Here is a 22,969-nt window from a genome sequence, read left to right as displayed (position 1 = left end):
CGAGATGCTGTCACACCGGGTCGGCGGGTGGGGCCTCCGCGAAATCGGCGTTGACGACCCGGTGCTCCGGATTCGACAGTTCCAGACCGGCGAGGTGCTTTTTCAGCCGCTGGGCCATCGGCAGATAGGTGGCCAGGGTGAATCCGCCGGACACCACGGCGCCGAGGATCGGGACGGCTTTGGAAACGGAACGGGCGAAGGTCTGTTTCGCCATTTCCAGCCCGAGGCAGCCGGCCACCCGGGCCACCACCGGGTAGACCAGAGCCTTGGTGAGGGTCTGCCGGGACGGGTCCTCGGCGAGCAGACCCGCGACCTTCTCCACTGCGGCACCCGCCGCGGCGGTGTCGACCATGACACCGACCAGGAGGGTCAGCACACCCTTGGCCGCGTCGTCCAGGTCGTCGTCGAACAGGTCGGGCCAGCTGTACAGATAGGCCAGCATCTGCGCGATCCGCAGCATGTGCCCGAGATACTGAGCGGCGTCGGCGGGCACCGCGGCCGGCAGGAGGAACAGGCCGGGCAGCCCGGTGACGGCCGACAGCGCGCTCGTCCGGAGCCCCTCGCTGTTGATCGACTCGTTCGCCGCCCGGTCCAGGAACTCCCGGGGAATACCGGCCGCCGCGGGGCTCTCGGCGACCGCCCGACGAATCTCGTCCTCGCTGCAGAAACGCTTCAGCGCGGACTGCAGATATGCGGTCCGGTCGATTCGGACGCCGGGTAGTTCGGCGGCGGCCATCAGTAATGCGGTGAATGTCGTTTCCGGGCTCTGCGCCAATTCGTTCCCGCTCACGGCCAGGAATCTACAACATTCGGTCGAAGTGACGACGGACGATAGGATCCGGCGCGGAGGGGCCCCTTGAGACGTACGCTGCTGCTTCTGCTCGTCCTGCTGGCCGGTGGCGCCTGGCTGATCGCCGGAGCCGGGGACGGCCCGCACCGGGACCACATCACCGCGGCCGGGGTGCCGCTCGACGTGGTGCGCCCGGCCGGCGACGGCCGCCGACCCGGTGTCGTCGTGGCGCACGGCTTCTCCGGTTCGGCGCGGCTGATGGCCCCGTTCGGTGACACCCTCGCCGCCCGTGGCTACGTCGTCGTGCTGCTCGACCTCGCCGGGCACGGTGCGAACACCCACCCGCTGCCGGACCAGACCGCGAGCACCGAGAGGTCCACCGAGGCCCTCCAGTCCGACCTGGCGACCGCGGTGGCCCACCTGCGTTCGCTGCCCGACGTCGACCCGGACCGGATCGCGCTGGTCGGGCACTCGATGGGCGCGGGCGCCGTCACCCGGTACTCGGCCGCACATCCGGACATCACCGCCACCGTGGCGATCTCCCTGCCGAGCGCGGTAGTCGCCTCCGCCGACCGCCCGGCCCGCCTGCTCACCGTGGTCGGGGGCCTGGAGTTCCCCGGCTTCCGGGAGGCCGCCACCGCGGTCGCCGCGCAACGTGCCGACCGCGCGGTCCGGGTCATCCCCGGCGTCGAGCACATCTCCGTCCTGTACGCGCCGGCCACCCACCGGGAGACCGTCACCTGGCTCGACCAGGCGTTCGGCGGGCCGCTCACCGATGCCGGGATCCCGTTCCCCGGGCGGCGGCTCGCCGGGGCGGCGCTGCTCGGGCTGGCCTTCCTGATCGGCTTTCACCCGCTGGTCGCCCGGATCGGCGGCGCACCGGCGGCGACACCGGGCGGCACACTCCGGACCCGCGCCACGATCACGGTGGTCGCCGGGGCCGCGGCGGCGATCGGCGCGCTGACCGCGCGGCTCCTGCCGACGAGCATCTTTCCGCTGGCCATCGCCGGATACGTCGCCGTTTATGCGGCCGTCACCGGGGCATTGCTTCTGCTGTACGCGGCCCGCCGCGCCCCATCGACCGGTGCAACGGTGAACCGCCCCCGGCTCCTGTCGGCGCTCCCGTATGCGGCGGTCGCGATCGCCGTACCCGTGCATCTGGGCATGACCCACGCTCTTCCCGTCGGTGACCGCTGGTGGCTGCTTCTGATCATCTGGGCGGCGTTCGCCCTGTTCGCCTACGCGGCCGAACGTGTCACCGGCGGCGACCCGGTGGCCCTGCTCGCGGTCGCCGCGGTCTTCGTGGTCGTGCTGGCCGCCGCGGCGGTCACCGGCCTGACCCACGGCTTCGTGGTGCTGGTGCTGGTCCCGCTGGTCGGACTGCTGCTCTGGCAGACACTGTGGAGCGTCCTGCTGAACCGGCGCTCGGCGCCCGTCTGGCTGACCGCCCTGACCGGAGCCGTCGTCGTGACCTGGCCGCTGGCGGTGACCCTGCCCCTGGTCGGCTGACGCGCTCTGCCCGCGCTCCCCCAACCACCCTGCCGCCCGGCGACCTTCGGAGACCGTCCTGCCGCCTGGCGACCTTCGGAGACCGTCCTGCCGCCTGGCGACCTTCGGAGACCGTCCTGCCGCCCGGCGACCTTCGGAGACCATCCTGCCGCCCGGCGGCTGCTGAAACCATTCAGAGATATCGTCGGGTCATGACGGATCAACGTCCCACGCTCGCCGATGTGGCCCGGGTCGCCGGAGTGTCGCGGGCGGCCGCCTCCCGGGCGATCAACGGCACCTACGGCGTGTCCGAAGCGGTTCGCCGTCGGGTGCGGGCGGTCGCCGCCGAGCTGGGCTTCGAGCCGCACGCGGTGGCCCGTGCGCTGGCCACCGGCCGGGCCGCGGCAGGCCGCCGGGAGCGCATCGAGGTGCTGATCGTCGACCCCGATCCGGAGGCGATGAGCGTCAAACCGTTCTACAGCCGGGTGCTGACCGGTGCGATGCGCGCGCTCGGCGACCGGGACATCGCGCTGTCGGTCCGCCGGGTCGCCACCCTGCCCGCCGACGACACCGACCCGCCGTTCGGGCGCCTGCTGATCAACGTGCCGGGCGCGGCCGGGGCCGCCTACGCGCGCCGGGGGCGCACGGTGGCGCTGGGTCGTTCGGCGCCGGGTGTCATGTTCGTCGCCCCGGACAACGAGGACGGCGGGTTCCAGGCCGCCACCCACCTGGTGACCACCGGCCGCACCCGGGTCGGTGCCGTCTTCGGCCCGCCGACCCCGTGTGCGAACGAACGGAAAGCCGGTTTCCTGCGCGTGATGTCCGGCGCCGCCCGGCCGGTGACCACCGTCGACGGCGACTTCACGCGCGCCCGCGCCTATGCCGCGACCAGGGAGTTACTGTCCCGCGAGCCGCGCCTGGACGCCGTGTTCGCCTCCTGTGACGTCACCGCGATGGGTGTGCTGCAGGCGCTGCGCGAGTCCGGCCGCCGGGTCGCCGACGACGTCGCGGTCGTCGGATTCGACGGCAGCGCGCTGGCCGAGGCAGCGGACCTGTCATCGGTGTACATGCCTGTCGAAGACGAGGCCGCGTCCGCTATCGATCACCTGCTCGACCCGGCCCTGCCACCGCCGGGCCGCCTGCCCACCCACCTGACGATCCGCGGCTCGAGCTGACCGGCGCGATGGCCGAAAACCGGCTGCGGCCGGCCGAGCGCGGCCGCCCGACGATCCGCGGCTCGAACCGACCGACGCGATGACCGAAAACCGGCTGCGGCCGGCCGAGCGCGGCGATGGAGGGGAACGGCCTACGGGGTGGGCCGGCCGGCCGGGGTCGACTCCTCGAAGAGGAGCAGGGTCCGGGTGCTCACCACGCCCGCCATGCCCTGGATCTCGTCGAGGACCAGGTGCCGTAGCTCGGTGTTGTCGGCCACCCGGACCAGCAGGATCACGTCGAAGTCGCCGCCCACCAGACCGATGTGCACCACCCCGGGCAGGGACCTCAGCCGCCCCAGCACCTCACGCCAGTTGGCCTGCTGGAGGTTGAGGGTCACGTAGGCGGCCGTGGTCAGCCCGGCCGCGACCGGGTCGACGTCGGCGTGGAAGCCGCGGATCACCCCGTCCTGCTGGAGGCGGGCGACCCGGGCGTAGGCGTTGGCGCGCGAGATGTGCAGCGTCTCGGCCAGGGTGCGCATGGACATCCGCCCGTCCCGGCCGAGCTCGGCGAGGATGCGCCGATCGGTGTCGTCGATCACGAAGCCACCTGCCTTCCCCGCCGGGGCCGCCGCCGCGAGCCCGGACCCGAACACTCGATCACCGACCCGCGACCGAACGCCCGGCCACCCGCCTCCGGCCGGATCACGGCCACCAACCCGCCGCCGATCTCTTGGCCACCTGTCTCTCCGGCCCGGTCGGCGGCGACCATCCGAAAGACGAACGGCTCTCGAAAACCGGCCTATGCGAAACAATATCTCGTCTTTCCCGCGCCTATGGTGATCGTTTGGCAAGCTCGCCAGAATCCGTGCATGACACGTGACGCAGCTCTCCTGCTGCCGTCCACGGAGCCGGTGACGCTCATCGACCCGGACGGCCACCCCGTTCCGCACGTCGGCCACGACTTGCCCGACCCTCAGGCACTGGTACGCGCGTACGCTGCCCTGATCTCCGCCCGGCGGTTCAACGACCAGGCGAACGCCCTGGTCCGCCAGGGCCGGCTGGCCGTCTATCCCTCCTCGCACGGACAGGAGGCCTGCCAGGTCGCCTGCGTCCAGGTGCTCGACGACGGCGACTGGTTGTTCCCCACCTACCGGGACAGCGCGGCGATCGTGGCCCGCGGTGTCGACCCGGTGCAGGCGCTGACCCTGCTCCGCGGCGACTGGCACAGCGGGTACGACCCGCACGCCACCCGGGTCGCGCCGCAGGCCACCCCCCTGGCCACGCATCTGCTGCACGCGGTCGGGGTGGCCCACGCGGCCCGGCTGCGCGGTGAGCCGACGGTCGTCATGGCGGTCTGCGGTGACGGCGCGACCAGTGAGGGCGACTTCCACGAGGCGCTCAACTTCGCCGCGGTCTTCCGTACCCCGGTGGTGTTCTTCATCCAGAACAACGAATACGCCATTTCGGTCCCGCTGGCCCGCCAGACGGCGGCGCCGTCGCTGGCGCACAAGGGCATCGGGTACGGCGTGGCCGGCGAACGGGTCGACGGCAACGACGTCGCCGCGCTGCTGAAGGTGCTGGGCGCCGCGGTGACGCGGGCCCGGGCCGGTGAGGGTCCGCAGCTGGTGGAGGCGCACACCTATCGGGTGCAGGCGCACACCAACGCCGACGATCCGGGCCGTTACCGCTCGGCCGACGAGGTGACCCCGTGGCTGGCCCGCGACCCGATCACCCGGCTGGAGACCTATCTGCGGGGGCGCGACCTCCTCGATGAGCAGAATGCGCGGGGGTACGCCGAGCAGGCCGAACAACTGGCCGAGCGGATGCGCACCGGCCTGAACGAGGAGACCGCGGCCGACTACCGGGACCTGTTCGCCCACGTCTACGCGCAGCCCACCCCGCAGTTACGCGAGCAGCAGGCCCTGGTCGCCGACGAACTGTCCCGTGAGGAGGTCAGCTGATGCCGGAGAAACTCACCATGGCCACCGCCCTGAACCGGGCGATGCGGGACGCGATGCGCGCCGACCCGTCGGTCGTCGTGTTCGGCGAGGACGTCGGCCCACTCGGCGGGGTGTTCCGGGTGACCGACGGGCTGTCGGCCGAGTTCGGGGAACAGCGCTGCTTCGACACGCCGCTCGCCGAGTCGGGGATCCTCGGGATGGCGATCGGGATGGCGATGAACGGCATGCGCCCGGTCGTCGAGATGCAGTTCGACGCGTTCGCGTATCCGGCGTTCGAGCAGCTGGTCAGCCACGCGGCGAAGATGCGCAACCGGACCCGTGGCCGGGTGGAGGTGCCGCTGGTCATCCGGGTGCCGTATGCCGGTGGGATCGGCGGGGTCGAGCATCACTGCGACTCGTCCGAGGCCTACTACGCGCACACGCCGGGCCTGCACGTGATCGCTCCGTCGGATCCGGCTGACGCGTACCGACTGCTCCGCGAAGCGATCGAATCCGCCGACCCGGTCGTCTTCCTGGAGCCGAAGAAGCTGTACTTCTCGAAGGTCGAGGCGGATCTGACCGCCCCGGTGCCGCCGATCGGCAAGGCGGTGATCCGCCGGCCGGGCACCGACGCCACGCTGATCGCCTACGGGCCGGCCGTGCCGGTGGCGCTGGAGGCCGCCGAAGCCGCCGCCCAGGAGGGCCGCAGTCTGCAGGTGGTCGACCTGCGCTCGATCGTGCCGTTCGACGACGAGACGGTGTGCGCGGCGGTCCGGTCGACCGGGCGGGCCGTCGTGGTGGCCGAGGCGGCCGGGTTCGCCAGTGTGTCGTCGGAGGTGGTGGCTCGGGTCACGGAACGCTGCTTCCATTCGCTGCACGCCCCGATCCGGCGGGTGACCGGCTTCGACATCCCCTACCCGCCGCCGAAACTGGAACACGTCCACCTCCCGTCGGTCGACCGCATCCTCGACGCCGTCGACGAACTGCAGTGGGAGTACGCGTGACCGCCCCGAGCAAGGCCACCGACACTCGCACCTTCGTGCTGCCGGACCTCGGCGAAGGACTGACCGAGGCGGAGATCGTCCGCTGGCTCGTCACCGAGGGCGACATCATCGTCGTGGACCAGCCGATCGTCGAGGTGGAGACCGCGAAGGCGATGGTCGAGGTTCCGTCACCGCACGCCGGCCGGGTCGCCACCCGGCACGCGGCCGAGGGCACCACCCTCGACGTCGGCGCGCCACTGATCACGGTCGCTCCCCCGGCTGAGACGTCGCTCGCGGCGGAGACCTACCGCGAGGAGGAACGGGCCGGATCGGGCAACGTCCTCATCGGGTACGGGACCACACCCGGCCCGGCCGCGTCCGCCCGGCACCGTCGGCCCCGTAATCCACGGCCCTCCGCCCCCGAGCCGCCGAGCCGCCCGGCCGCCCCGAAGGTCGCGTCGCCACTGGTCCGGAGACTGGCCCGGGAGAACGGCGTCGACCTGTCGGCGCTGCGCGGCACCGGGCCGGACGGCGTCATCACCCGCCAGGACGTCGAATCGGCGTCTACCACGACACCGCGGACCGTCGAGGCCCCGATGGTCACGCCCACGGCCGGCAACGGGGAGCGGCGGGTCGCGCTCAACGGGTTCCGGAAGCAGGTGGCGGCCGTGCTCAGCCGCAGCCGGGCCGAGATCCCCGAGGCCACGGTGTGGGTGGACGTCGACGCGACCGCCCTCTGGGAACTACGCGAACGCGGTCGGGGCAAACCCGGTGCACCGGGTCTGCTGGCGTACATCGCGCGGTTCACGGTGGCCGCGCTGCGGGAGTATCCGGTGTTCAACGCGCGCCTCGACACCGAACGGCAGGAGATCGTCGAACTCGACCGGATCCACCTCGGCATCGCGGTGCAGAGTCCTCGCGGCCTGGTGGTGCCCGCGGTGACCGGCGCGGAGACGATGACGGCGACCAGCCTGGACGCGGCGATCCGGGACGTGACGGCCCGGGCGCTACGCGGCGAGTCGACACCGGCGGAACTGTCGGCGGGGACGTTCACGCTGAACAACTACGGCGCGTTCCGAGTCGACGGCAGCGCGGCGATCATCAACCATCCGCAGGTGGCCATGCTCGGGCTCGGGCGGATCATCGACCGGCCCTGGGTGATCGACGGTGCTCTGGCCGTACGAAAGATCGCACAGTTGTCCTTTGTTTTTGATCATCGGGTGTGTGACGGCGGTGCGGCGGCCGGTTTCCTGCGTGCCGTGGCCGACGCGATGGAGGACCCGTCGTCGGCGCTGGCACGGCTGTGACCTGCTGATCCCGGCCCGGACGACGGGCCGGGATCACAGTTTCTCGGCGCAGGCGTAGCCGCCCTCGGGGACACCGAGCACGGTCGAGCCCAGGTTGAACGCCTCGTCGGTGCGGGCGACCGGGCAGCCGGTCCCGCTGATCTGGAAGATCTTGTAGTTCGGGGTGTCGCCGGAGCCGTCGCACGGGACCTCGCCGACGTTCTTGCCGTCGCCGTGCAGACAGTCACCGACCTCGAGGATGCCGCCGCCCATGCCCGGGTCGCCGGGGTGCGGCGGGTTCAGGTTGCGGGCGCAGACGTAGGTCTGTGAGCTGGGGCCGGGCAGGCTGACCGCCTGGTCGGTGCCGGGCGGGCAGTCCGGTTTCAGGGTGAACCGCTGGTTGCCCTCGGCGTGGCTGACCTTCGTGACGCTCGCCTGAGCGTCCGGGTCGGTGCAGGCGACCTTGACCCAACCGCCGCCGAACGGCGCGATGCAGTCCGACTCCTGCCACGGGCCGGGCAGACGATTCCCGGACTGGGCGGGCGGATCCGTCTCGGGCGCCGAATAACCGACCTCGATACCGAAACTACAACCCGACAACAGCATCAGGGGTACGAGGAGACTCGCTGACCAACGCATCGGTTCCTCCCGATCGTCATAGCCGAGAGCACACCGACAGCCTAGGCAGGCCTGTCGATGTCGATCATCGCGGCGGCCAGGCCGTGCACCTCGGGCTCGCGCGGGGTCAGCCGGGCCGCGAGCTCGGCGCCCTGCTGCACCGCGAACGGCCGGTACGCCGGGTCGGCGCTCTCCTCACGTCTCGCCACCGCCGCCCGCTGCTCGCCGGTGAGCTGCTCACCGAAATCCTCGGCGGTGTACTGCCGCCGGATCTCGATGTTCGTCGGCTCGCCGCCCTTCGTCCGGACCAGGCAGCGCTTGAACCACTCGACGCACTCCTCCACGGGCCCGGTCGACACCTCGCCCGGAAATTCTCCGGCGTGACTGCATGACCTAAGGTCACGTCCATGTCAGCTAAACGTGGATTCATTTTTCAGGCCCTGGCCACCGTCCTGGTCGCGGGCCTGGCCGTGCTGGCATGGCTCGTCTGCCTCGGGCCGGGCAACACCTACGAGGTGTCGCAGGTCGCCGCCGCCGGAGTCGCGCTGCTGGTCCTGCTGGTCGCCGCCGAGCTGGCCGGCCTCCGGCCGATCCTGGCGTGTGCGGCGGTGACCCTCGGGTTCACCGCCGCCTGGACCCGCAACGCGGCCGGCCTGGACACGACCGGCCTCTATGCCGTCGGCACCACGATGCTGCTGATCGGCCTGGCCCTGGCGACCGCGCTCGTGTCGGCCGTCCTGGTCGGTGTCCGGAACCGCCGCGGTCACCCGGCCTGAGCCGCCGCCCGTAGCTGGGCCAGCACCAGCGGGTCGATGGCGCCCGCCACGATCCGCTCCTCCAGGTTCTCGACACCGGCCCAGCTCGCCAGCGCCTCGTCCAGGTCGTCGGCGGTGTGGCCGGCCTTCGCGAGCCTGGTGCGGACCTCGTCGGCGACGTCACCGGACAGCGGGATCAGCGTGGCCGGGTCGGGGCGCTCGAAGTAGAGGGTGTGCAACTCCAGCAGGCGGGCCAGTTCGGTGACCGGGTCCGGGTGGTCGTCGACCCGGAGGTCGACCAGAACGTCGCTGGTCCCGCCGTACCCCATGCCCTTCGCCACGACCAGCAGCGCGGCGCTCTGCCGCCCGCGCCGGTCGCCGCCGGCCAGGTCCCCGGCGCGCAGCGCGTCGAGCAGCCGGAACGGCAGCCGCGGCTGACCGGCACCGGCCAGCCAGGTGGCCTCCATGTCGCCGACCACGTCGGGACCGGCCAGCATGTTGCCCTGGATCGCGTAACCGTCCCCGGCGACCCCACCGGCCCACGGATGACACTGATCGCCGGTGAACGTGGCACCCGGCCCCTCGACGCCGACCACCCCGACCTGCCGGTGCGTGACCGGTCCACCGTCGCCGGCGGTCAGCGCCTGGACCGTGCCGGTCGCGGTCACCCCGGTGCCGAGCAGCGTGAGGGCCTGCGGACGGTAGGCGAGGTTCGCGTACGACTGGGTGGCCACCGCGCCGACGTCGGCCAGAGCGGCCGGGACAGCCGCACCGACACCGAGGAACTTGCTGGCCACGGCCACGCCGTGCACGGTCCCGTCCGCGGAACGGGCGACGATCGAGAAGGTCATGACGAGACCGTACGCGGTACGCCCGTTCGAGGGAGCGGCCCGGCGTTTCCGACGGGTTGGAGCGGCTGGGCTTTCTACGCTCGGCACGCTGATATTCCCGGGTGAACGGAGTGCTGGTGCCCAATTCGACCTCGCCGCGCCGCGTGCTGACGGTGCTCGCCGCCGGGGTGCTCGCCCTGGCCTCGACCCCGGTCGCCGCACCGGCCGTGGCCGCGGACGCCGACTACTACGACGCGGCGCGCGGCCTGTCCGGCGAACGCCTGAAGGACGCCCTGCACGGCATCATCTCGACGGGGGCGACGACCATCACGTACCACCAGGTGTGGGACGCCCTCAGGGTGACCGACGAGGACCCGGGCAACCGGGCCGACGTGATGCTGTTCTATTCGGGATTCAGCCGTTCCAAGAGTCGCAACGGCGGCGGTAAGGGCCAGTGGAACCGTGAACACGTCTGGCCACAGTCACACGGCAACCTCACCACCAATCCCGGCCCCGGCACCGACCTGCATCATCTGCGGCCGGAGGATCCCGAGGTGAACGGAGACCGCGGCAACAAAGACTTCGACGTCAGCGACAAGCCCTACGACAAGGCACCCGGTAACCGGGTCGACGGTGACTCCTGGGAGCCGCGGGACGCGGTCAAGGGTGATGTCGCACGGATGGTCTTCTACATGGCCGTGCGGTATGAGGATCGGCGCAAGGACCTGGAGGTCTCCGAATCCGTCGTCCGCGACAACAAGAAGCCGGAGCTGGGTCGGCTCTCGGTGTTGAAGGTGTGGCACGACCGGGATCCGGTGGATGCGTCCGAGCGGCGCCGCAACGAGATCATCTTCGAGCGGTACCAGCACAACCGGAACCCGTTCATCGACCACCCGGAGTGGGTCGACTCGATCTTCTGAGAGCGCGGAAACCCCGGTGCACGAACCGCACACCGGGGTTTCCGAAGAGGCCGCACCCGGGGACGGTCCGGGTCGGCCGAGTCGGCGGATCAGCCGCGGTACGCGCTGTGCAGCGACTCGCTGTAGCGGCGGGTGGCGTCCTGGCGGCTCAGGATGGCGTCGATCTCGGCGGTCTCGGCGGCGCTGTGCCGGCCGAGCATCATGTCGAGCTCGCTGCGTTCCGCGGCGGTGCGGAAGGCGGCCAGCTCGTCGCTCAGGCGGCGGTGGGCGCGGCGCTCGGCGAGACGGTCGACGACGGCGGTACGGGCATCACGAAGGAACTTCACGGCGAGACTCCTCGACGGATAGTGACGGGGACTCTGACGTGTTCTACGATCTCCCAGCCGTGCGTCATCCCCAAATCCACCAGGTAAAACTCCCGTGCGAAAAGTGATCGCCACCACCGGATTCCGGTAACCCGTGTCACTGTGCGTTGTGGATCCGCTGGTCAGGACGGGTTGGTGATCTCGCCCACGGGAATAGCCGGGGCACCGACCGGTAGGGCCGACAGCAGCTGGGTCCGGGAGCGAACACCCAGCTTGCGGTAAACCCGGGTCAGCGTGGCCTCGACGGTCTTGACGCTCAGGTACAGGCGGGTGGCGATCTCCCGGTTACTGGCGCCGTCCCGGACCATCCCGGCGATCCGCAGTTCGGTCGACGTCAGGCCCTGGTCGGGGGTGCCTTCGGTACGCGCCAGCGCCCGCTCCGCCTCGAGTAGCCATGGGCGGGCTTCGGCCGTACGAAACAGGGTCGAAGCCTCTCCGATCGCCTGCCGGGCGGCCGCGTAGCGTCGCCGCCGGCGTTCGGCACCGGCCACCACCAGCAGGGCGTGGGCCTGTTCGACGGGCTGCCGGAGCAGCTCGAAGTGCCGGGCCGCCGCGTTGGCCAGATCGGCGGCGGTGTCGGCCTGCCCGGATTCGGAGTTGACGATCGCCGCGGCCCGGTGCAGATAACCACTGAGCGCCGGCGTGCTGCCCAGCCGCTCGGCGGCCGCCTTGGCCAGCGCCAACGTGGTCGCCGCCTCGGCGTGTTCACCGAGGGACGCGAGCGCCGCGGCGAGGTCGGCGCGCCACCGCACGATCATCGGGTCCGAGCTGCCCGCCTCCGCCTCCTGGTCGCGCAGCTGCCGCAGGGTGACCACCCCGGCCCGGGTGTCACCGGCCCGGACCTGTGCCTGGCCGAGGGCGTGCAGCAGCCGACGCAGATACAGACTGTCGCCCTCCTGCTGCGACGACCTGATGCCGCGCCGGGCGAATCCGGCGGCCGCGTCCAGGCTGCCGCCCGCCAGTTCGGCGACCGCCGCGGTGTACCAGGTCGGCCCGGGACTGAGGCCCGCCTCCTGCGCCGCCCGGACCGCGCGGTGGGCGTACCGCAGAGCCTCCTGGCACCGCCCCGCCCTGGTGGCCACCTCGGAGAGGCTGCGCAGCACCTCGACCCGGGCCTCGCCGACCCGGTCGTGTTCGGCGACCGCGAGCAACCGCAGCAGCTCCGCGCGGGCCTCGTCGAGCCGGTCGTCGAAGAGCGCGAACCGGGCGGCCATGTAGTGCGGGCCGTAGTGCAGCCAGTCCGGCGCCGGCGGAGCGGGCAGCGCCAGCGCCCGGTCCAGGGTGTCCTGCCAGCGGTCCTCACCTCGGACCCGCTGGAGCTGCGCCTGCATGGTCAACGCCATCGCCTCGATGGTGAGATCACCGCTGAGCCGGGCGGCCTCCTCGGCGCGGCGAGCCTCGTCGGCACCGCCGTCCAGGTCGCCGACCAGGAACGCGGCCCAGGTCAGCCGCAGCCGGACCGGCGCCGCGAGCACCGGGTCGTCGCCCGCCTCGGCGAGCGCGGCGGCGAACGTCTCGCCCATCTCGGCGAGTGCCTGACCGGCCAGGTCGAGCAGCACCAGCCGGGCCCGCACCCGGTGGCCGGCGGGCGCGTCGGCGACCAGGACGGCTTCGGCGGCCCGGCCGGCCAGCGCCGGTGAGCCACCGGTGATGGCCGTGCGGGCGGCGGTGACCAGCCAGTCCAGGCGGTCGGCGGACCTCTCCGGCGGGCAGCGGTCGGCAGCCAGCAGGTACAGCTCGGCGGCGGTGCGTTCGGCGCCGCGCTGCGCGCAGCGATCGGCCGCGGCGGCGAGATCGGCGGCCACCGCGGCGTCCGGGCGGGCGGTCCGCAGCGCCTGCTGGCGAAGGGCTTCGATCGGGTCGTACGCGGCCGCGGCGAGCTCGGCGTGAACGCGACTCCGGTCGGCCGCCGGTGTCTCCTCGGCGAGCACCTGGGCGAGCATCGGCGGCGTGAACCGGATCCGCTCCCCGGACACCTCGACCACCCCGGCGGCGACGGCGACCCGCAGCTCACGGGCGGCGTCGTCGCGGCCGGCGCGCAGCATCAGCCCGATCGTCGGCTCGGTCGCCAGTGCCGCGGTGAGCAGGGTCTCGGCCACGTCGGCGGGCATCAGGGCGAGACGTTCGCGGGCCATCTCGCGGACCGTCTCGGGCAGGGGGGCCGGTCGCCAGGACGGTCCGCGGGCGACGGCGCCGCCCAGTTCCAGGGCGAGGAACGGGTTGCCGCCGCTGGCCCGGTGCAGCTGGCTGGCCGTACGGCAGGGCAGCCCCCGCGATTCGAGCAGGGCGGTCAGGTCGTCCGGCGACAGCGGCGGGACGGCCAGTTCGATCGCCGGGGCCGGGCAGAGCCGGATGGCGCGGGACGGGCCGGGGCGGCGCTCGGCGGCGAGCATCCGGACCCGGGCGCCCGGTCGTCGTCGCATGGCGAAGCTGATCAGCTCGGCCGACTCGGGGTCGAGCCACTGGGCGTCGTCGAGGACGATCAGCACCGGGCCGGGCCGCGCGCAGTGGGCGAGCAGCTCGGGCAGGACGAGCCGCCGGGCCAGGGCCGGCACACCGGTGCGGGACGGCCGGCCCTGTCGCAGCGCGGCGAGCGAGTGCCGTGGCGCGGGGGCCAGGGCGGCGATCGCCTCGGGCGGGACCTGGCGGAGCAGGTCGGCGACCCCGGCGTAGGCCAGGACGCGCTCGCCGCGGGCCGGGCGCAGCCGGAGGACCAGTTCCCCGCGCGCCGCGGCCTGGTCGGCGACGGCGTCGAGCAGGGCGGTGCGGCCGATGCCGGGCGGGCCCTGCAGAACGACCCCGCCGCCGGCGGAAAGCCTGGCGTCGATGGCCGTGAGCAGGGCCTCCCGGCCGTGCAGAGAGGGCACTTGGCTCTCACCCCCTAGATCTGAAGTGGTCAGCCTAGGAACAGAGACGCACACCCATCAATAAGTTCGCGGGTATGTCACACCTGGGTCATTTCGTGGCGGTCACCCGGGTGGCGGTGACCGAGCCGTCGTCGGCGGTCGCGCCCTCGACGGTGATCGATTGACCGGCCTTGACGTCGGCGAGCTTGCCCTTCGTCGCGGTGTTGACGGTGGTCGATCCGTCGGTCTTCACGGTGACGACCGTGCCGTCCTCGGTCTCCACATAGATGGTCTTGCCGTTGACCAGCTTGACCTTCCCGGTGGTGCCCGCCGCGGCGTCCGTGGTGGTGGTCGAGCCCTGGCCGCCGAAGCCACCCGGGGCGCCGCTCGCGCTGAGGCCGCCCGGGAAGTTGCCGCCACCACCGCTCCCCCGCATCCCGCCGCCGCCGGGGAATCCGCTGGCCGCCGTGCTCGTGCTACTCGTCCCCCACTGCTTCTGCGCCTGTACTCCGCCGAGGAAACCGCCCATCAGCAGCACCGCGACCCCGAGGCCGACGGTGCCCTTGTTCCACCACTTCTTCGGCGCGGCCGCCGCCAGTTCGGCGGAGAGGCCGTCGCGGTCCGGTTCCTCGATCTTGCTGATGATCGCGGTCTCGTCGTTCATCGTCGTCATTGCTGGGTCCTCACTCGTAGCGCAGCGCGTCGATGGGACGCAGTCGGGCGGCGCGGGCGGCGGGCAGGCCGCCGAAGAACAGGCCGATCGCGATGGACACGCCGACGGCGTATCCGATCGAACTGGGCACGATCACCGGTTTCACGCCGACGATCTCGAACTGGCTCCCGATCAGGGCGGCGGCCACCCCGAGGGCGCCGCCCAGCACACTCAACAGACTCGCCTCGATCAGGAACTGGGTCAGGATGACCCGGCGGGGCGCGCCGAGGGCCTTGCGGATGCCGATCTCCCGGGTCCGCTCGGTCACCGTGACGAGCATGATGTTGGTGATGCCGATGCCGCCGACGAGCAGGCTGATCGCGGCCACCGCCCCGAGCAGGGTGGTGAACGTGTCGGCGGTCTCGGTCTGGGTCTCCAGCAGCGAGGACGCGTTCTGGATCCGGTACGGGGTGCTGCTCGACGACGAGTCGACGTCCAGCTTCTGGTTGAGGATCGTGGACACCTCGGACTGGGCGGCGTCCACCTTTTCGGGGTCGGCGGCCTCCACGATGATCGAGGTGAGCGCGCCGTACCCGGTGAGCACCTGCTGCACCGCGGTGAGCGGGGCGACCGCGGTGTCGTTGGAGTCGTTGAAGCCGGTGGAGCTCTTCTCCGCCAGCACCCCGACGATGGTGAACAGCGCGCCGCCCACGGTGACCTGCTTGTCGATCGGGTCGACGCCGGGGAAGAGTTCCTCGGCCACGGTCTGCCCGATCACCACCACCCGCCGGCCCTGGTCGACGTCGTCCGCGCTGAACGCCGAGCCCCGCCCGACCGGGGTGGTGGACGCGGCGAACCAGGACGGGGTGGTGCCGACGAACGTGGCCACCGAGTGGTCGGTGCCCTCGTAGGTCATCGTCGCCGACGACGAGCTGACCACCGGCGACACCGACTTGACGTCCGGCGCCAGCTCCGGGTCGACCAGTGCGTCGGCCATGTCCTTGGTGAGCGCGGTGCTGCTGGATCCGCCGCGGCCGGTGCTCATCACGGTGATGGTGTTGGTGCCGAGCGCCTCGATCCGGTCGCTGATCGCCTTGGCCGAGCCGTTACCGACCGCCACCAGCAGGATGACCGCGGCGACACCGATCAGGATGCCGAGCATGGTCAGGGCGGAGCGCAACTTGTTGGCCGACAGGCCGCGCAGCGAGAAGCGGACTACCTCGAAGAAGTTCACAGTGTGTGACGCCCTCCCACCATCGCCCGGCCCTGCACCTTGTGATGGGCCCCGACCGGGGGCAGGTGGATCGGGGACTGCCGTACGTCGGTGACGATCGAGCCGTCGACCAGGCGGATCAGCCGCTTGGCGCGGGCGCCGACCTCGTCCTCGTGCGTGATGATCACGATGGTCCGGCCGGCCGTGCTCAGGTCGTCGAAGACCTGCAGCACGTCGTCGGTCGACTTGGAGTCCAGGTTGCCGGTCGGTTCGTCGGCGAGCAGCAGGGCCGGTTCGGTGACCAGGGCCCGGGCCACCGCGACACGCTGCTGCTGGCCGCCGGAGAGCTGGTTGGGCTCGTGGCCGCCACGGTCGGCCAGGCCGACCACGTCGAGGGCCTCCATGGCGCGCCGACGGCGCTCCTTCGGCTTCACCCCGGCGTACGCCAGCGGCAGCTCCACGTTGGCCACCGCGGTCGTACGCGGGATGAGGTTGAACGACTGGAAGATGAACCCGATGAGCCGGTTCCGGGCGAGCGCCAACTGCCCGTCGGACAGCTTGCTCACGTCCACGCCGTCCAGCAGGTACTGCCCGGAGGTGGGGATGTCGAGCGCGCCGAGGATGTTCATCAGGGTCGACTTGCCGGAACCGGACGAACCCATGATGGCCACGTAGTCGCCGCGGTGCACGGTGGCGGACACCCCGCGCAGCGCGTGCACGGTCGCCTCGCCCTGGCCGTAGATCTTCTTCAGGTCGGTGACCTGCAGGACCGGCTTGTTCATCGGGTCCTCCCACCGCCACCGGGAGCAGCGCCGCCACCGTTGAAGCCACCGCCGCCGAACCCGGTGCCGCCACCGGGGAATCCGCCGCCCTGCTGGGTGCCGCTGCCCGTACTCGTCGAGGTGGTCTTGACGACGACCTGCTCGCCCGCGGTGAGCCCGGAGGTGACCTCGGTCGCGCTGTCGCCCTCCAGGCCGATCTCCACCGACCGGTTCTCCTGGACGCCGTTGGCGACCACGGTGACCGTGTGCCGGTTGCCGACCGTGGTGATCGCGGCCGCGTTGACCAGGACGACGTTCTCCTTGGAGCCGGTGGTGACCGAGACCGAGACCGTCTGGCCGACCTTGGCGCCGGTGGGCACCTTGTCCAGGGTGAGCGTGACGCCGTAGGTGACCACGCTGTTGGACGTGGTCGCGGACGGGTCGATGGCGGCCACCTTGGCACTCTGCGAGGTGCCGCTCAACGCGTTCCAGGTGACCGTGGCGACCTGGCCGTCCTTGAGGCTCGTCGCGTCGGCCTCGGCGAAACTGGCCGACACCTGCATCTTAGTGAGGTCGGCGATCTCGACGAAGCCGCTGCTGCTGCTGCTCGATGTCGACGAACTGCTGGAGCCGCCGCCCTGAGAGCCGCCGCCGGAGGAGCCGGACGACGAGCTGGACGAGCTGCTTCCGGAGGCCGAGCCGCCGAGCGTGCCGTTGACCGCGGTGACGGTGCCGGCCATCGGGGCGGTCAGTGTGGTGCCCTCGACCGCCGCCTCGGCCTCGTCGACCGCGAGGTTCGCCTCGGTCACCTGGTTCTCGGCGTCGGAGGTGTCCGAACCGGCGTCCTCGGCCCGGTCCAGCGCGTCCTGGGCGGCGTCCAGGTCGGCCTCGGCGGCGTCCAGGGAGCGCTGGGCGGCGGCCGGGTCGACCTTGGCCAGGACCTGGCCCTTCTTGACCTTGTCACCGACCTTCACGCTGATCGAGGTGACCGTGCCGCTGGTCTCGAAGGTGGCGCTGGCGGTGCTGGCGCTCTCCAGCGTGCCGTCCGCGGTCGCGGTCTTGGTGACCGTGCCCTGCTGGACGGTGACAGTCCGCTCGGCGGCCGTCGCGGCCGTCGCCCCGTCGTCGGTCCCGGAAAATGTCTCGTACACCGTATAGGCCCCGGCGACGAGCACTACGCCGATCACGGCGTTGACCACCAACGACGGGTGGCGGCTCAGACGTACCTTCATGGCGCACACTCTGGAGCTACGGGCTATGAGGAGCTTCGGCGCAACCTGGGAGCCACCTCAAAACCTCACCCGGAGTCACCGACCGCAGGCAACGCCACACGGAACGTGGCGCCGCCGCCCGGGGTGTCCCGCAACTCCACCCGGCCGCCGTGCTGCTGCACGATGGCCGCCACGATGGCCAGGCCCAGTCCGGAACCGCCGCCCTTGGCCCGGGACCGACTCGAATCGGCCCGGTAGAGCCGTTCGAAGACGCGGGCTGCGTGTTCCGGCGGCACACCGGGACCGTCGTCACACACCGCGAGCACCGCCTCGTCGCCGTCCAGCCCGACCCGGACCGTCACCGTGGTGCCGGCCGGGGTGTGGTTCAGCGCGTTGGCCACCAGGTTCGTCGCCACCTGCCGCAACCCGTGGTCGTCGCCGAGCACGGTGGCCGGTTCGAAGGTGTCCTCCTCGTCGCTGAGTCCGGCGAGCAGCACCTGACGGCCGGGCATCCGGGCGTGCGCGTCGCGGATGGTGTCGGCGGCGATCTCCAGCAGGTCGATCCGGCGCAGGTCGAGGGTGCGGTGCTGGTCCATCCGGGCCAGTCGCAGCAGGTCCTCGACCAGGACCGCCATCCGCGCCGACTCGGCCTCGATCCGGCCCATCGTCTCGTCCAACTGCGCTCCGGGCGGCGCGCCGCCGCGCCGGTACAACTCGGCCCAGCCGCGGATCGAGGTCAGCGGGGTACGCAGCTCGTGCGAGGCGTCCGCGACGAACTGCCGCAGCCGGTGTTCGGAGGCGGTACGCGCGTCGACCTCCCCCTCGATCCGGGTGAGCATCGCGTTCAGGGCGAGACCGAGGCGGCCGGGTTCGGTGTGCGGGTCGGTGCCGGGCACCCGGCCGGACAGGTTGCCGCCGGAGATGTCCGCGGCGACCGCCTCCATCTCGGTGAGCGGCCGCAACCCGATCCGCACCACGAACGCGGCGCCGAAGGCCAGCGCGGTCAGCACCAGCATCAGGACGCCGGCGTCGATCAGCATCAGCTGTTGGGTGGTCTGTTCGACCTCGTCCAGCGACGTGCCGATCACCGCGAACGATCCGCTGTCGGCGCGCTCGACGGCGATCATCCGCCAGTCCGCGCCGTCCACGGTCGAGACCGTGTACGGCGTGCGCGTGACGGCCCGTGCGGCCGTCTCCTCCAGGGACGGCACCGCCGGGCGCACGTCACTCGCCGAATCGCTGCGGGTGGTGTCCAGCGCCCCGTCCGCGCCGATGAAGTAGATGACCTGGTCCGGCCCGATGCCCCGGCCACGGCCGCCGCGCGGGACGAAACCGCCGTTCGGGCTGGGCGAGAACTCCGCCATCGGACGGCTGATGCCGATCAACTGCTCGTCGATGCGGTCTTCCAGGTAGCGCTGGATGAGCAGCACGCCGACCACGTTGGCGACGATCAGCGCCACCCCGGAGAGCACCCCGACCACCAGGACCAGCCTGGATTTGAGAGTCCAGTAACGCCAGGGGATCAATCCTCGGCCCGGGGCAGCCTCAGCGCGTACCCCACTCCCCGCACCGTGTGGATCAGCGGCGGATCGGTCTTGTCGATCTTTCGGCGCAGGTAGTAGACGTAGGACTCCACGATGCGACCGTCGCCGCCGAAGTCGTACTTCCACACCCGGTCCAGGATCTGTGCCTTGCTGACCACCCGGCCCGCGTTGATCATCAGGTACCGCAGCAGGTTGAACTCGGTCGGGGACAGCTCGATCAGCCGGCCCGAGCGCCGCACCTCGTGCGCGTCCTCGTCCAGTTCCAGGTCCGCGTAACGCAGCACCCCGGTGTCCTCTTGCGGCTCCTCCGGTTGGCTGCGGCGCAGGATCGCGCGTATCCGTAGCACGACCTCCTCGAGACTGAACGGCTTGGTGACATAGTCGTCCGCGCCGGCTGACAGCCCCAGGATGCGATCCTCCACCGCGTCACGGGCGGTGAGGAACAGGACCGGAACCCGGTGACCGGCGGCCCGCAGCCGCCGTGCCACCTCGATCCCGTCGACGTCCGGGAGCATCACGTCCAGGACGATCAGATCCGGCTCGAACTCCTGCACCGCCACGAGGGCGCCGTGCCCGGTCTCGGCCACCCGGACGTCGAAGGCGACCAGCCGCAGCGTCGCGCTGAGCAACGCGGAGATGTTCGGCTCGTCGTCGACGACCAGGACCCGGAAGGGCCGGGCCGCGGCGTCACTGAGGGTTACGGGACCTCGGGTTTCGGAAAGCACCGTACAGAACTATCAGCGTTTTCTTTGAATGACCTATGAACGGGTGGAGAGGATGCTGCCCTACCAGGACTTGGCCACCTGGTCGCCCTCGGTGATCCCGGAGACGATCTCGGTGTACTGGTCGCCGCGCAACCCCAGCTTGACCTGGGTTTCCACGCCGTCCTTGAGGACCGTGCCGCTGTCCCCGGAGACATCGTGCACCGCCGTACTGGGCACCCGCAGCACATCCTCCTTGCTGCCGGTCGTCACCCGGACGTTGGCGCTCTGCCCGACGAGCAGTTCGTCCGGCGCGTCGTTGAAGGACAGCACCACACCGAACCGGGTGAGCGTGCCGTCGCTGGTGCCGACCGGGTCGACCTGCACCACGGTCGCGTCGAACGTCTCACCGGGCCGGTCGGCGAGGGTGATCACGGCCTTCTGGGTGACCTCCAGGTGGTCGGCGTCGGCTTCCGGGAAGTCGGCGCTGATCTGCATGTCGTAGATGTCGGCCAGGGTGATGAAGGTGGAACCGGACTTGGCCGTGCTGCCCACCTTGCCGCTCACCGAGATGATCTTCCCGGCGATCGGCGCCTTGATCGTCGCGCCCGCCAGGTTCTCCTCGGCCTCCTCCAGCGCCACCTCGGCCGCGTTGACCCGCTGCTGAGCGCTGAGGATGGCGTCTCCACCGGAGCTGCCACCGCGCGAGGAGGAGGAGCCGCCGCCGGTGGAGGCGGCACAGGTCGTCTTGGTGGCCGTGGCACGCGGTTTGGTCGTCGTCCTGGAAGGCGACGGTGATGCGGTGGCGGAGGGGGAGGCCGACGCCGAGGGGGACGCCGAGACCGAGGCGCTGGGCGCGACGGACGTGTAGGCCGCCGGCACGTTGCAGCCCGAGGTGGACGTCGTGGTGGTGGAGGCCGACTCCGCGTCCTCGAGCGCGTCGTAGGCGTCCGACAGCGTGGTCGTGGCGTCGTCGACCTTCTCCGCCGCGTCACCGTCGTCGACGGTGGCCAGCACCTGTCCCGCGGTCACCGTGTTGCCGGCCCGCACCTTGACCGTCTCCACCTCGGCCGACACCGCGAACGACAGGCTGCGCGTCTGTGCCGCCTGCAGCGTCCCGGTGGTGGCGACCTCGGTGGTCACCGCGCCCTTGTCGGCCGCGACGATCTCGGCCGCCTTCGACTCCTCCTGCGCCGCGCCGGCCGTCAGCGCACGCACCACGCCGAAGGCGATCAACGCGAGCACGACGACCGCCACGGCGAGCCAGATCAAACGCCGGCGACCGGCCAGTGCAACACCCATGGTCGCCGAGTGTGACGATCGGTCCTCGCCGCGGGCTCGGTCCTACCTGGGAGTTCGCTCGGAGCGCCGGAGACCGTTCTTAGGTAACTCCTAGGATCGTCCGACCTTGCGCACAGGTGCGGCCGCTTTCCTTCACACGTCCGGAGCACCAGTGCCGATTTAAGGAGATTCCCCGTGCCGGTGATCAGTTCGAAGGCGCCCCGCCGCGCCGTAGCCGTCGTCGCGGTCTCGGTCGCCATGCTCTTCACGGCGGCGTGCGGCTCGGACGAGGCGACCACCGACAGCAGCGGCACCACCGGCCAGAACGGCGGAGGAAACAACGCGTTCCAGGCGTACATCAGCTGTCTCAGCGAGAACGGCGTCACCATCACCATGCCGTCCGGCGGCCCCGGCGGCGGCATGGGCAACGGCGGCGCCCGCCCGTCCGGCGCTCCCGACGGGGTCCGGCCGTCCGGCGCTCCCGACGGCGTCCGCCCGTCCGGACAGCCCCGGCCGGAAGGCAGCGGCGGCACGCGCGGTGGCGGCGGCTTCCCCGGCGGCGGCGGTTTCAGCAAGCCCGAGGGCGTCGACGACGCGACCTGGACGAAAGCCCAGGAGGCCTGCGCGTCGGTGCGCCCGAGCATGGGTGCCGGCCGAGGCAACGGCGGCAACGGCAACGGTGGAGGCGGCCGCGGCGCGAACGCCGCCTACGAGAACTGTCTGAAAGAGAACGGCGTCACCGACACCGCGAACCCGGACACCTCCGACGCGACCGTCAAGAAGGCCGTGGAAACCTGCTCGGTCCTCAAGCCCACCGCCACCGCGGCCTCCTGAGCAGGCCCGACCCCAGGACCCCGTGCCGGCATCGCCGTCCCCCCGTCGATGCGATGCCGGCACGGTGACACCTCCCGACCCGCGCCTCCCGGTCACCTTCTCACTCACCGGGAGGCGCGGGTCTCTGCTCTTTCCACCGCTGATTCGGTACGGCCATCGGCCCCGCCGAACCACACCTCCCCGGGCTGCACCGCGACGGGGCTGCCCGGTCCGGGCCGCGACGCGACCGCCGGGCTGGTCGCCCGCTCACCGCCGGACGCGCGGCCGGGCCGTGTCCAGCACCGCCTGAACCAGGTCACGGTCGGCCGCCACCGCGTAGACCGCGTAGTCGCCGGCGAACACGTACCCCGACCAGGTGTTGTCCTTGCCCTGATGAATTCCCGGCCCGAACGCCGGGTCGAACGTCGCCTCCAGGTAGAACGCGACCCCGGTGGTGAACCGGCAGTCCGGCGCCTCGGCCGGCTGCCACCGCACCGACGGGGCCTCGCACTCCTCCGTCTCCGCCCGCACCCAGTCCCCCGGCACCTCGGCCCGCACACCCTGATGCTCGACGGTCTGCCACCCGGCCGGCACCGACGGTCCCCGGGACGCGGACGGCTGCGCGGACACGGCGATCGCGGGCGCGGACGGAGCGGGCGCGGACGGAGCGGGCGCGGACGGAGCGGGCGCGGACGGGGCGGTCACGCCGGCCGGTTCCGGTGTGCACCCGGCGGCGGCGACCACGGCGAAGACGGCGACGAACAGGGCACCACGCGAACCGGTCAGGAGAGTCATGGTGTTCCGACGGCCCGCCAGGG

General features: G+C 71.7%; 23 protein-coding genes. 8 read left to right on the top strand and 15 right to left on the bottom strand.

What is annotated here, in order from left to right; genetic code table 11:
* Positions 1–10 precede the first annotated feature (10 nt).
* Positions 11–790, bottom strand: a complete 780-nt coding sequence (locus tag Q0Z83_RS04010) for a hypothetical protein (RefSeq protein ID WP_317792409.1) — start codon at positions 788–790, stop codon at positions 11–13.
* A 66-nt stretch (positions 791–856) separates the two neighbouring features.
* On the opposite strand from Q0Z83_RS04010, the gene Q0Z83_RS04005 reads away from it, so the two are divergent.
* Both Q0Z83_RS04005 and Q0Z83_RS04000 read left to right on the top strand, forming a co-directional pair.
* Positions 857–2,299 carry a dienelactone hydrolase family protein gene (locus Q0Z83_RS04005; RefSeq protein ID WP_317792408.1) on the top strand — a complete coding sequence of 481 codons (1,443 nt, stop codon included), beginning with the start codon at positions 857–859 and terminating at the stop codon, positions 2,297–2,299.
* A 191-nt stretch (positions 2,300–2,490) separates the two neighbouring features.
* Positions 2,491–3,453, top strand: coding sequence for a LacI family DNA-binding transcriptional regulator (locus Q0Z83_RS04000; protein ID WP_317792407.1), 963 nt, complete (start codon positions 2,491–2,493; stop codon positions 3,451–3,453).
* 131 nt (positions 3,454–3,584) lie between these two features.
* Here Q0Z83_RS04000 and Q0Z83_RS03995 read toward each other — a convergent pair whose 3' ends face one another.
* Positions 3,585–4,031 carry an Lrp/AsnC family transcriptional regulator gene (locus Q0Z83_RS03995; RefSeq protein WP_317792406.1) on the bottom strand — a complete coding sequence of 149 codons (447 nt, stop codon included), beginning with the start codon at positions 4,029–4,031 and terminating at the stop codon, positions 3,585–3,587.
* 270 nt (positions 4,032–4,301) lie between these two features.
* Here Q0Z83_RS03995 and pdhA point away from each other — a divergent pair, with 270 nt between their 5' ends.
* From pdhA to Q0Z83_RS03980, 3 genes are read left to right on the top strand one after another with little or no spacing between them, the layout of a single operon-like run.
* Positions 4,302–5,393, top strand: a complete 1,092-nt coding sequence (gene pdhA, locus Q0Z83_RS03990; RefSeq protein ID WP_317792405.1) for a pyruvate dehydrogenase (acetyl-transferring) E1 component subunit alpha — start codon at positions 4,302–4,304, stop codon at positions 5,391–5,393.
* Positions 5,393–6,376: an alpha-ketoacid dehydrogenase subunit beta gene (locus Q0Z83_RS03985; protein ID WP_317792404.1), complete on the top strand. Its 984-nt coding sequence runs from the start codon at positions 5,393–5,395 to the stop codon at positions 6,374–6,376. Before pdhA ends, Q0Z83_RS03985 begins: the two co-directional genes overlap by 1 nt.
* Positions 6,373–7,662 (top strand): dihydrolipoamide acetyltransferase family protein, encoded by a 1,290-nt coding sequence (locus Q0Z83_RS03980; RefSeq protein WP_317792403.1) that lies wholly within the window; start codon positions 6,373–6,375, stop codon positions 7,660–7,662. Before Q0Z83_RS03985 ends, Q0Z83_RS03980 begins: the two co-directional genes overlap by 4 nt.
* A gap of 33 nt (positions 7,663–7,695) precedes the next feature.
* Here Q0Z83_RS03980 and Q0Z83_RS03975 read toward each other — a convergent pair whose 3' ends face one another.
* Together Q0Z83_RS03975 and Q0Z83_RS03970 are read right to left on the bottom strand one after the other, a co-directional pair.
* Positions 7,696–8,280, bottom strand: coding sequence for a hypothetical protein (locus Q0Z83_RS03975; protein ID WP_317792402.1), 585 nt, complete (start codon positions 8,278–8,280; stop codon positions 7,696–7,698).
* 41 nt (positions 8,281–8,321) lie between these two features.
* A complete protein-coding gene (locus tag Q0Z83_RS03970) occupies positions 8,322–8,618 on the bottom strand; it encodes a hypothetical protein (RefSeq protein ID WP_317792401.1) in 297 nt (98 codons plus the stop codon).
* A 48-nt stretch (positions 8,619–8,666) separates the two neighbouring features.
* On the opposite strand from Q0Z83_RS03970, the gene Q0Z83_RS03965 reads away from it, so the two are divergent.
* Entirely contained in the window at positions 8,667–9,035 is a 369-nt protein-coding gene (locus Q0Z83_RS03965; RefSeq protein WP_317792400.1) for a hypothetical protein, read from the top strand.
* Here the strand turns inward: Q0Z83_RS03965 and Q0Z83_RS03960 are convergent.
* Positions 9,023–9,865 carry a DUF1028 domain-containing protein gene (locus tag Q0Z83_RS03960; protein WP_317792399.1) on the bottom strand — a complete coding sequence of 281 codons (843 nt, stop codon included), beginning with the start codon at positions 9,863–9,865 and terminating at the stop codon, positions 9,023–9,025. The two genes, Q0Z83_RS03965 and Q0Z83_RS03960, sit on opposite strands and share 13 nt — an antisense overlap.
* A gap of 116 nt (positions 9,866–9,981) precedes the next feature.
* On the opposite strand from Q0Z83_RS03960, the gene Q0Z83_RS03955 reads away from it, so the two are divergent.
* Positions 9,982–10,764, top strand: coding sequence for an endonuclease I family protein (locus tag Q0Z83_RS03955; protein ID WP_317792398.1), 783 nt, complete (start codon positions 9,982–9,984; stop codon positions 10,762–10,764).
* Between the two features lie 89 nt (positions 10,765–10,853).
* Here Q0Z83_RS03955 and Q0Z83_RS03950 read toward each other — a convergent pair whose 3' ends face one another.
* The 9 genes from Q0Z83_RS03950 to Q0Z83_RS03910 all read right to left on the bottom strand — a co-directional run bounded on the left by Q0Z83_RS03950 (position 10,854) and on the right by Q0Z83_RS03910 (position 21,359).
* Entirely contained in the window at positions 10,854–11,090 is a 237-nt protein-coding gene (locus Q0Z83_RS03950; RefSeq protein WP_317792397.1) for a hypothetical protein, read from the bottom strand.
* Between the two features lie 161 nt (positions 11,091–11,251).
* Complete coding sequence (locus Q0Z83_RS03945; protein ID WP_317792396.1) at positions 11,252–13,996, bottom strand: helix-turn-helix transcriptional regulator; 2,745 nt, start codon at positions 13,994–13,996, stop codon at positions 11,252–11,254.
* An 88-nt stretch (positions 13,997–14,084) separates the two neighbouring features.
* On the bottom strand, positions 14,085–14,648 hold the full coding sequence (locus Q0Z83_RS03940) for a hypothetical protein (protein WP_317792395.1): 564 nt from the start codon (positions 14,646–14,648) through the stop codon (positions 14,085–14,087).
* A gap of 10 nt (positions 14,649–14,658) precedes the next feature.
* Positions 14,659–15,861, bottom strand: coding sequence for an ABC transporter permease (locus Q0Z83_RS03935; RefSeq protein WP_317792394.1), 1,203 nt, complete (start codon positions 15,859–15,861; stop codon positions 14,659–14,661).
* Positions 15,858–16,622 (bottom strand): ABC transporter ATP-binding protein, encoded by a 765-nt coding sequence (locus tag Q0Z83_RS03930; RefSeq protein ID WP_317792393.1) that lies wholly within the window; start codon positions 16,620–16,622, stop codon positions 15,858–15,860. The genes Q0Z83_RS03935 and Q0Z83_RS03930 overlap by 4 nt, the downstream gene beginning before the upstream one ends.
* Positions 16,619–17,833, bottom strand: coding sequence for an efflux RND transporter periplasmic adaptor subunit (locus Q0Z83_RS03925; RefSeq protein WP_317792392.1), 1,215 nt, complete (start codon positions 17,831–17,833; stop codon positions 16,619–16,621). Before Q0Z83_RS03925 ends, Q0Z83_RS03930 begins: the two co-directional genes overlap by 4 nt.
* A 65-nt stretch (positions 17,834–17,898) precedes the next feature.
* Positions 17,899–19,293 (bottom strand): sensor histidine kinase, encoded by a 1,395-nt coding sequence (locus Q0Z83_RS03920; protein WP_317792391.1) that lies wholly within the window; start codon positions 19,291–19,293, stop codon positions 17,899–17,901.
* Between the two features lie 41 nt (positions 19,294–19,334).
* Positions 19,335–20,081 (bottom strand): response regulator transcription factor, encoded by a 747-nt coding sequence (locus Q0Z83_RS03915; protein WP_317792390.1) that lies wholly within the window; start codon positions 20,079–20,081, stop codon positions 19,335–19,337.
* Positions 20,082–20,141: 60 nt separating this feature from the next.
* Positions 20,142–21,359, bottom strand: a complete 1,218-nt coding sequence (locus tag Q0Z83_RS03910; protein ID WP_317792389.1) for an efflux RND transporter periplasmic adaptor subunit — start codon at positions 21,357–21,359, stop codon at positions 20,142–20,144.
* A 174-nt stretch (positions 21,360–21,533) separates the two neighbouring features.
* Between Q0Z83_RS03910 and Q0Z83_RS03905 the strand changes: the two genes are divergently transcribed.
* Positions 21,534–22,172: a hypothetical protein gene (locus Q0Z83_RS03905; RefSeq protein WP_317792388.1), complete on the top strand. Its 639-nt coding sequence runs from the start codon at positions 21,534–21,536 to the stop codon at positions 22,170–22,172.
* Positions 22,173–22,418: 246 nt separating this feature from the next.
* Here the strand turns inward: Q0Z83_RS03905 and Q0Z83_RS03900 are convergent, their stop codons facing one another.
* Positions 22,419–22,946, bottom strand: coding sequence for a hypothetical protein (locus Q0Z83_RS03900; RefSeq protein ID WP_317792387.1), 528 nt, complete (start codon positions 22,944–22,946; stop codon positions 22,419–22,421).
* Between the last annotated feature and the right edge of the window lie 23 nt (positions 22,947–22,969).

This window comes from Actinoplanes sichuanensis, from assembly GCF_033097365.1.
Lineage (GTDB): Bacteria > Actinomycetota > Actinomycetes > Mycobacteriales > Micromonosporaceae > Actinoplanes > Actinoplanes sichuanensis.
Note: the sequence above shows the minus strand (reverse complement) of the source record. Positions and strands in the feature narration are given on the sequence as shown.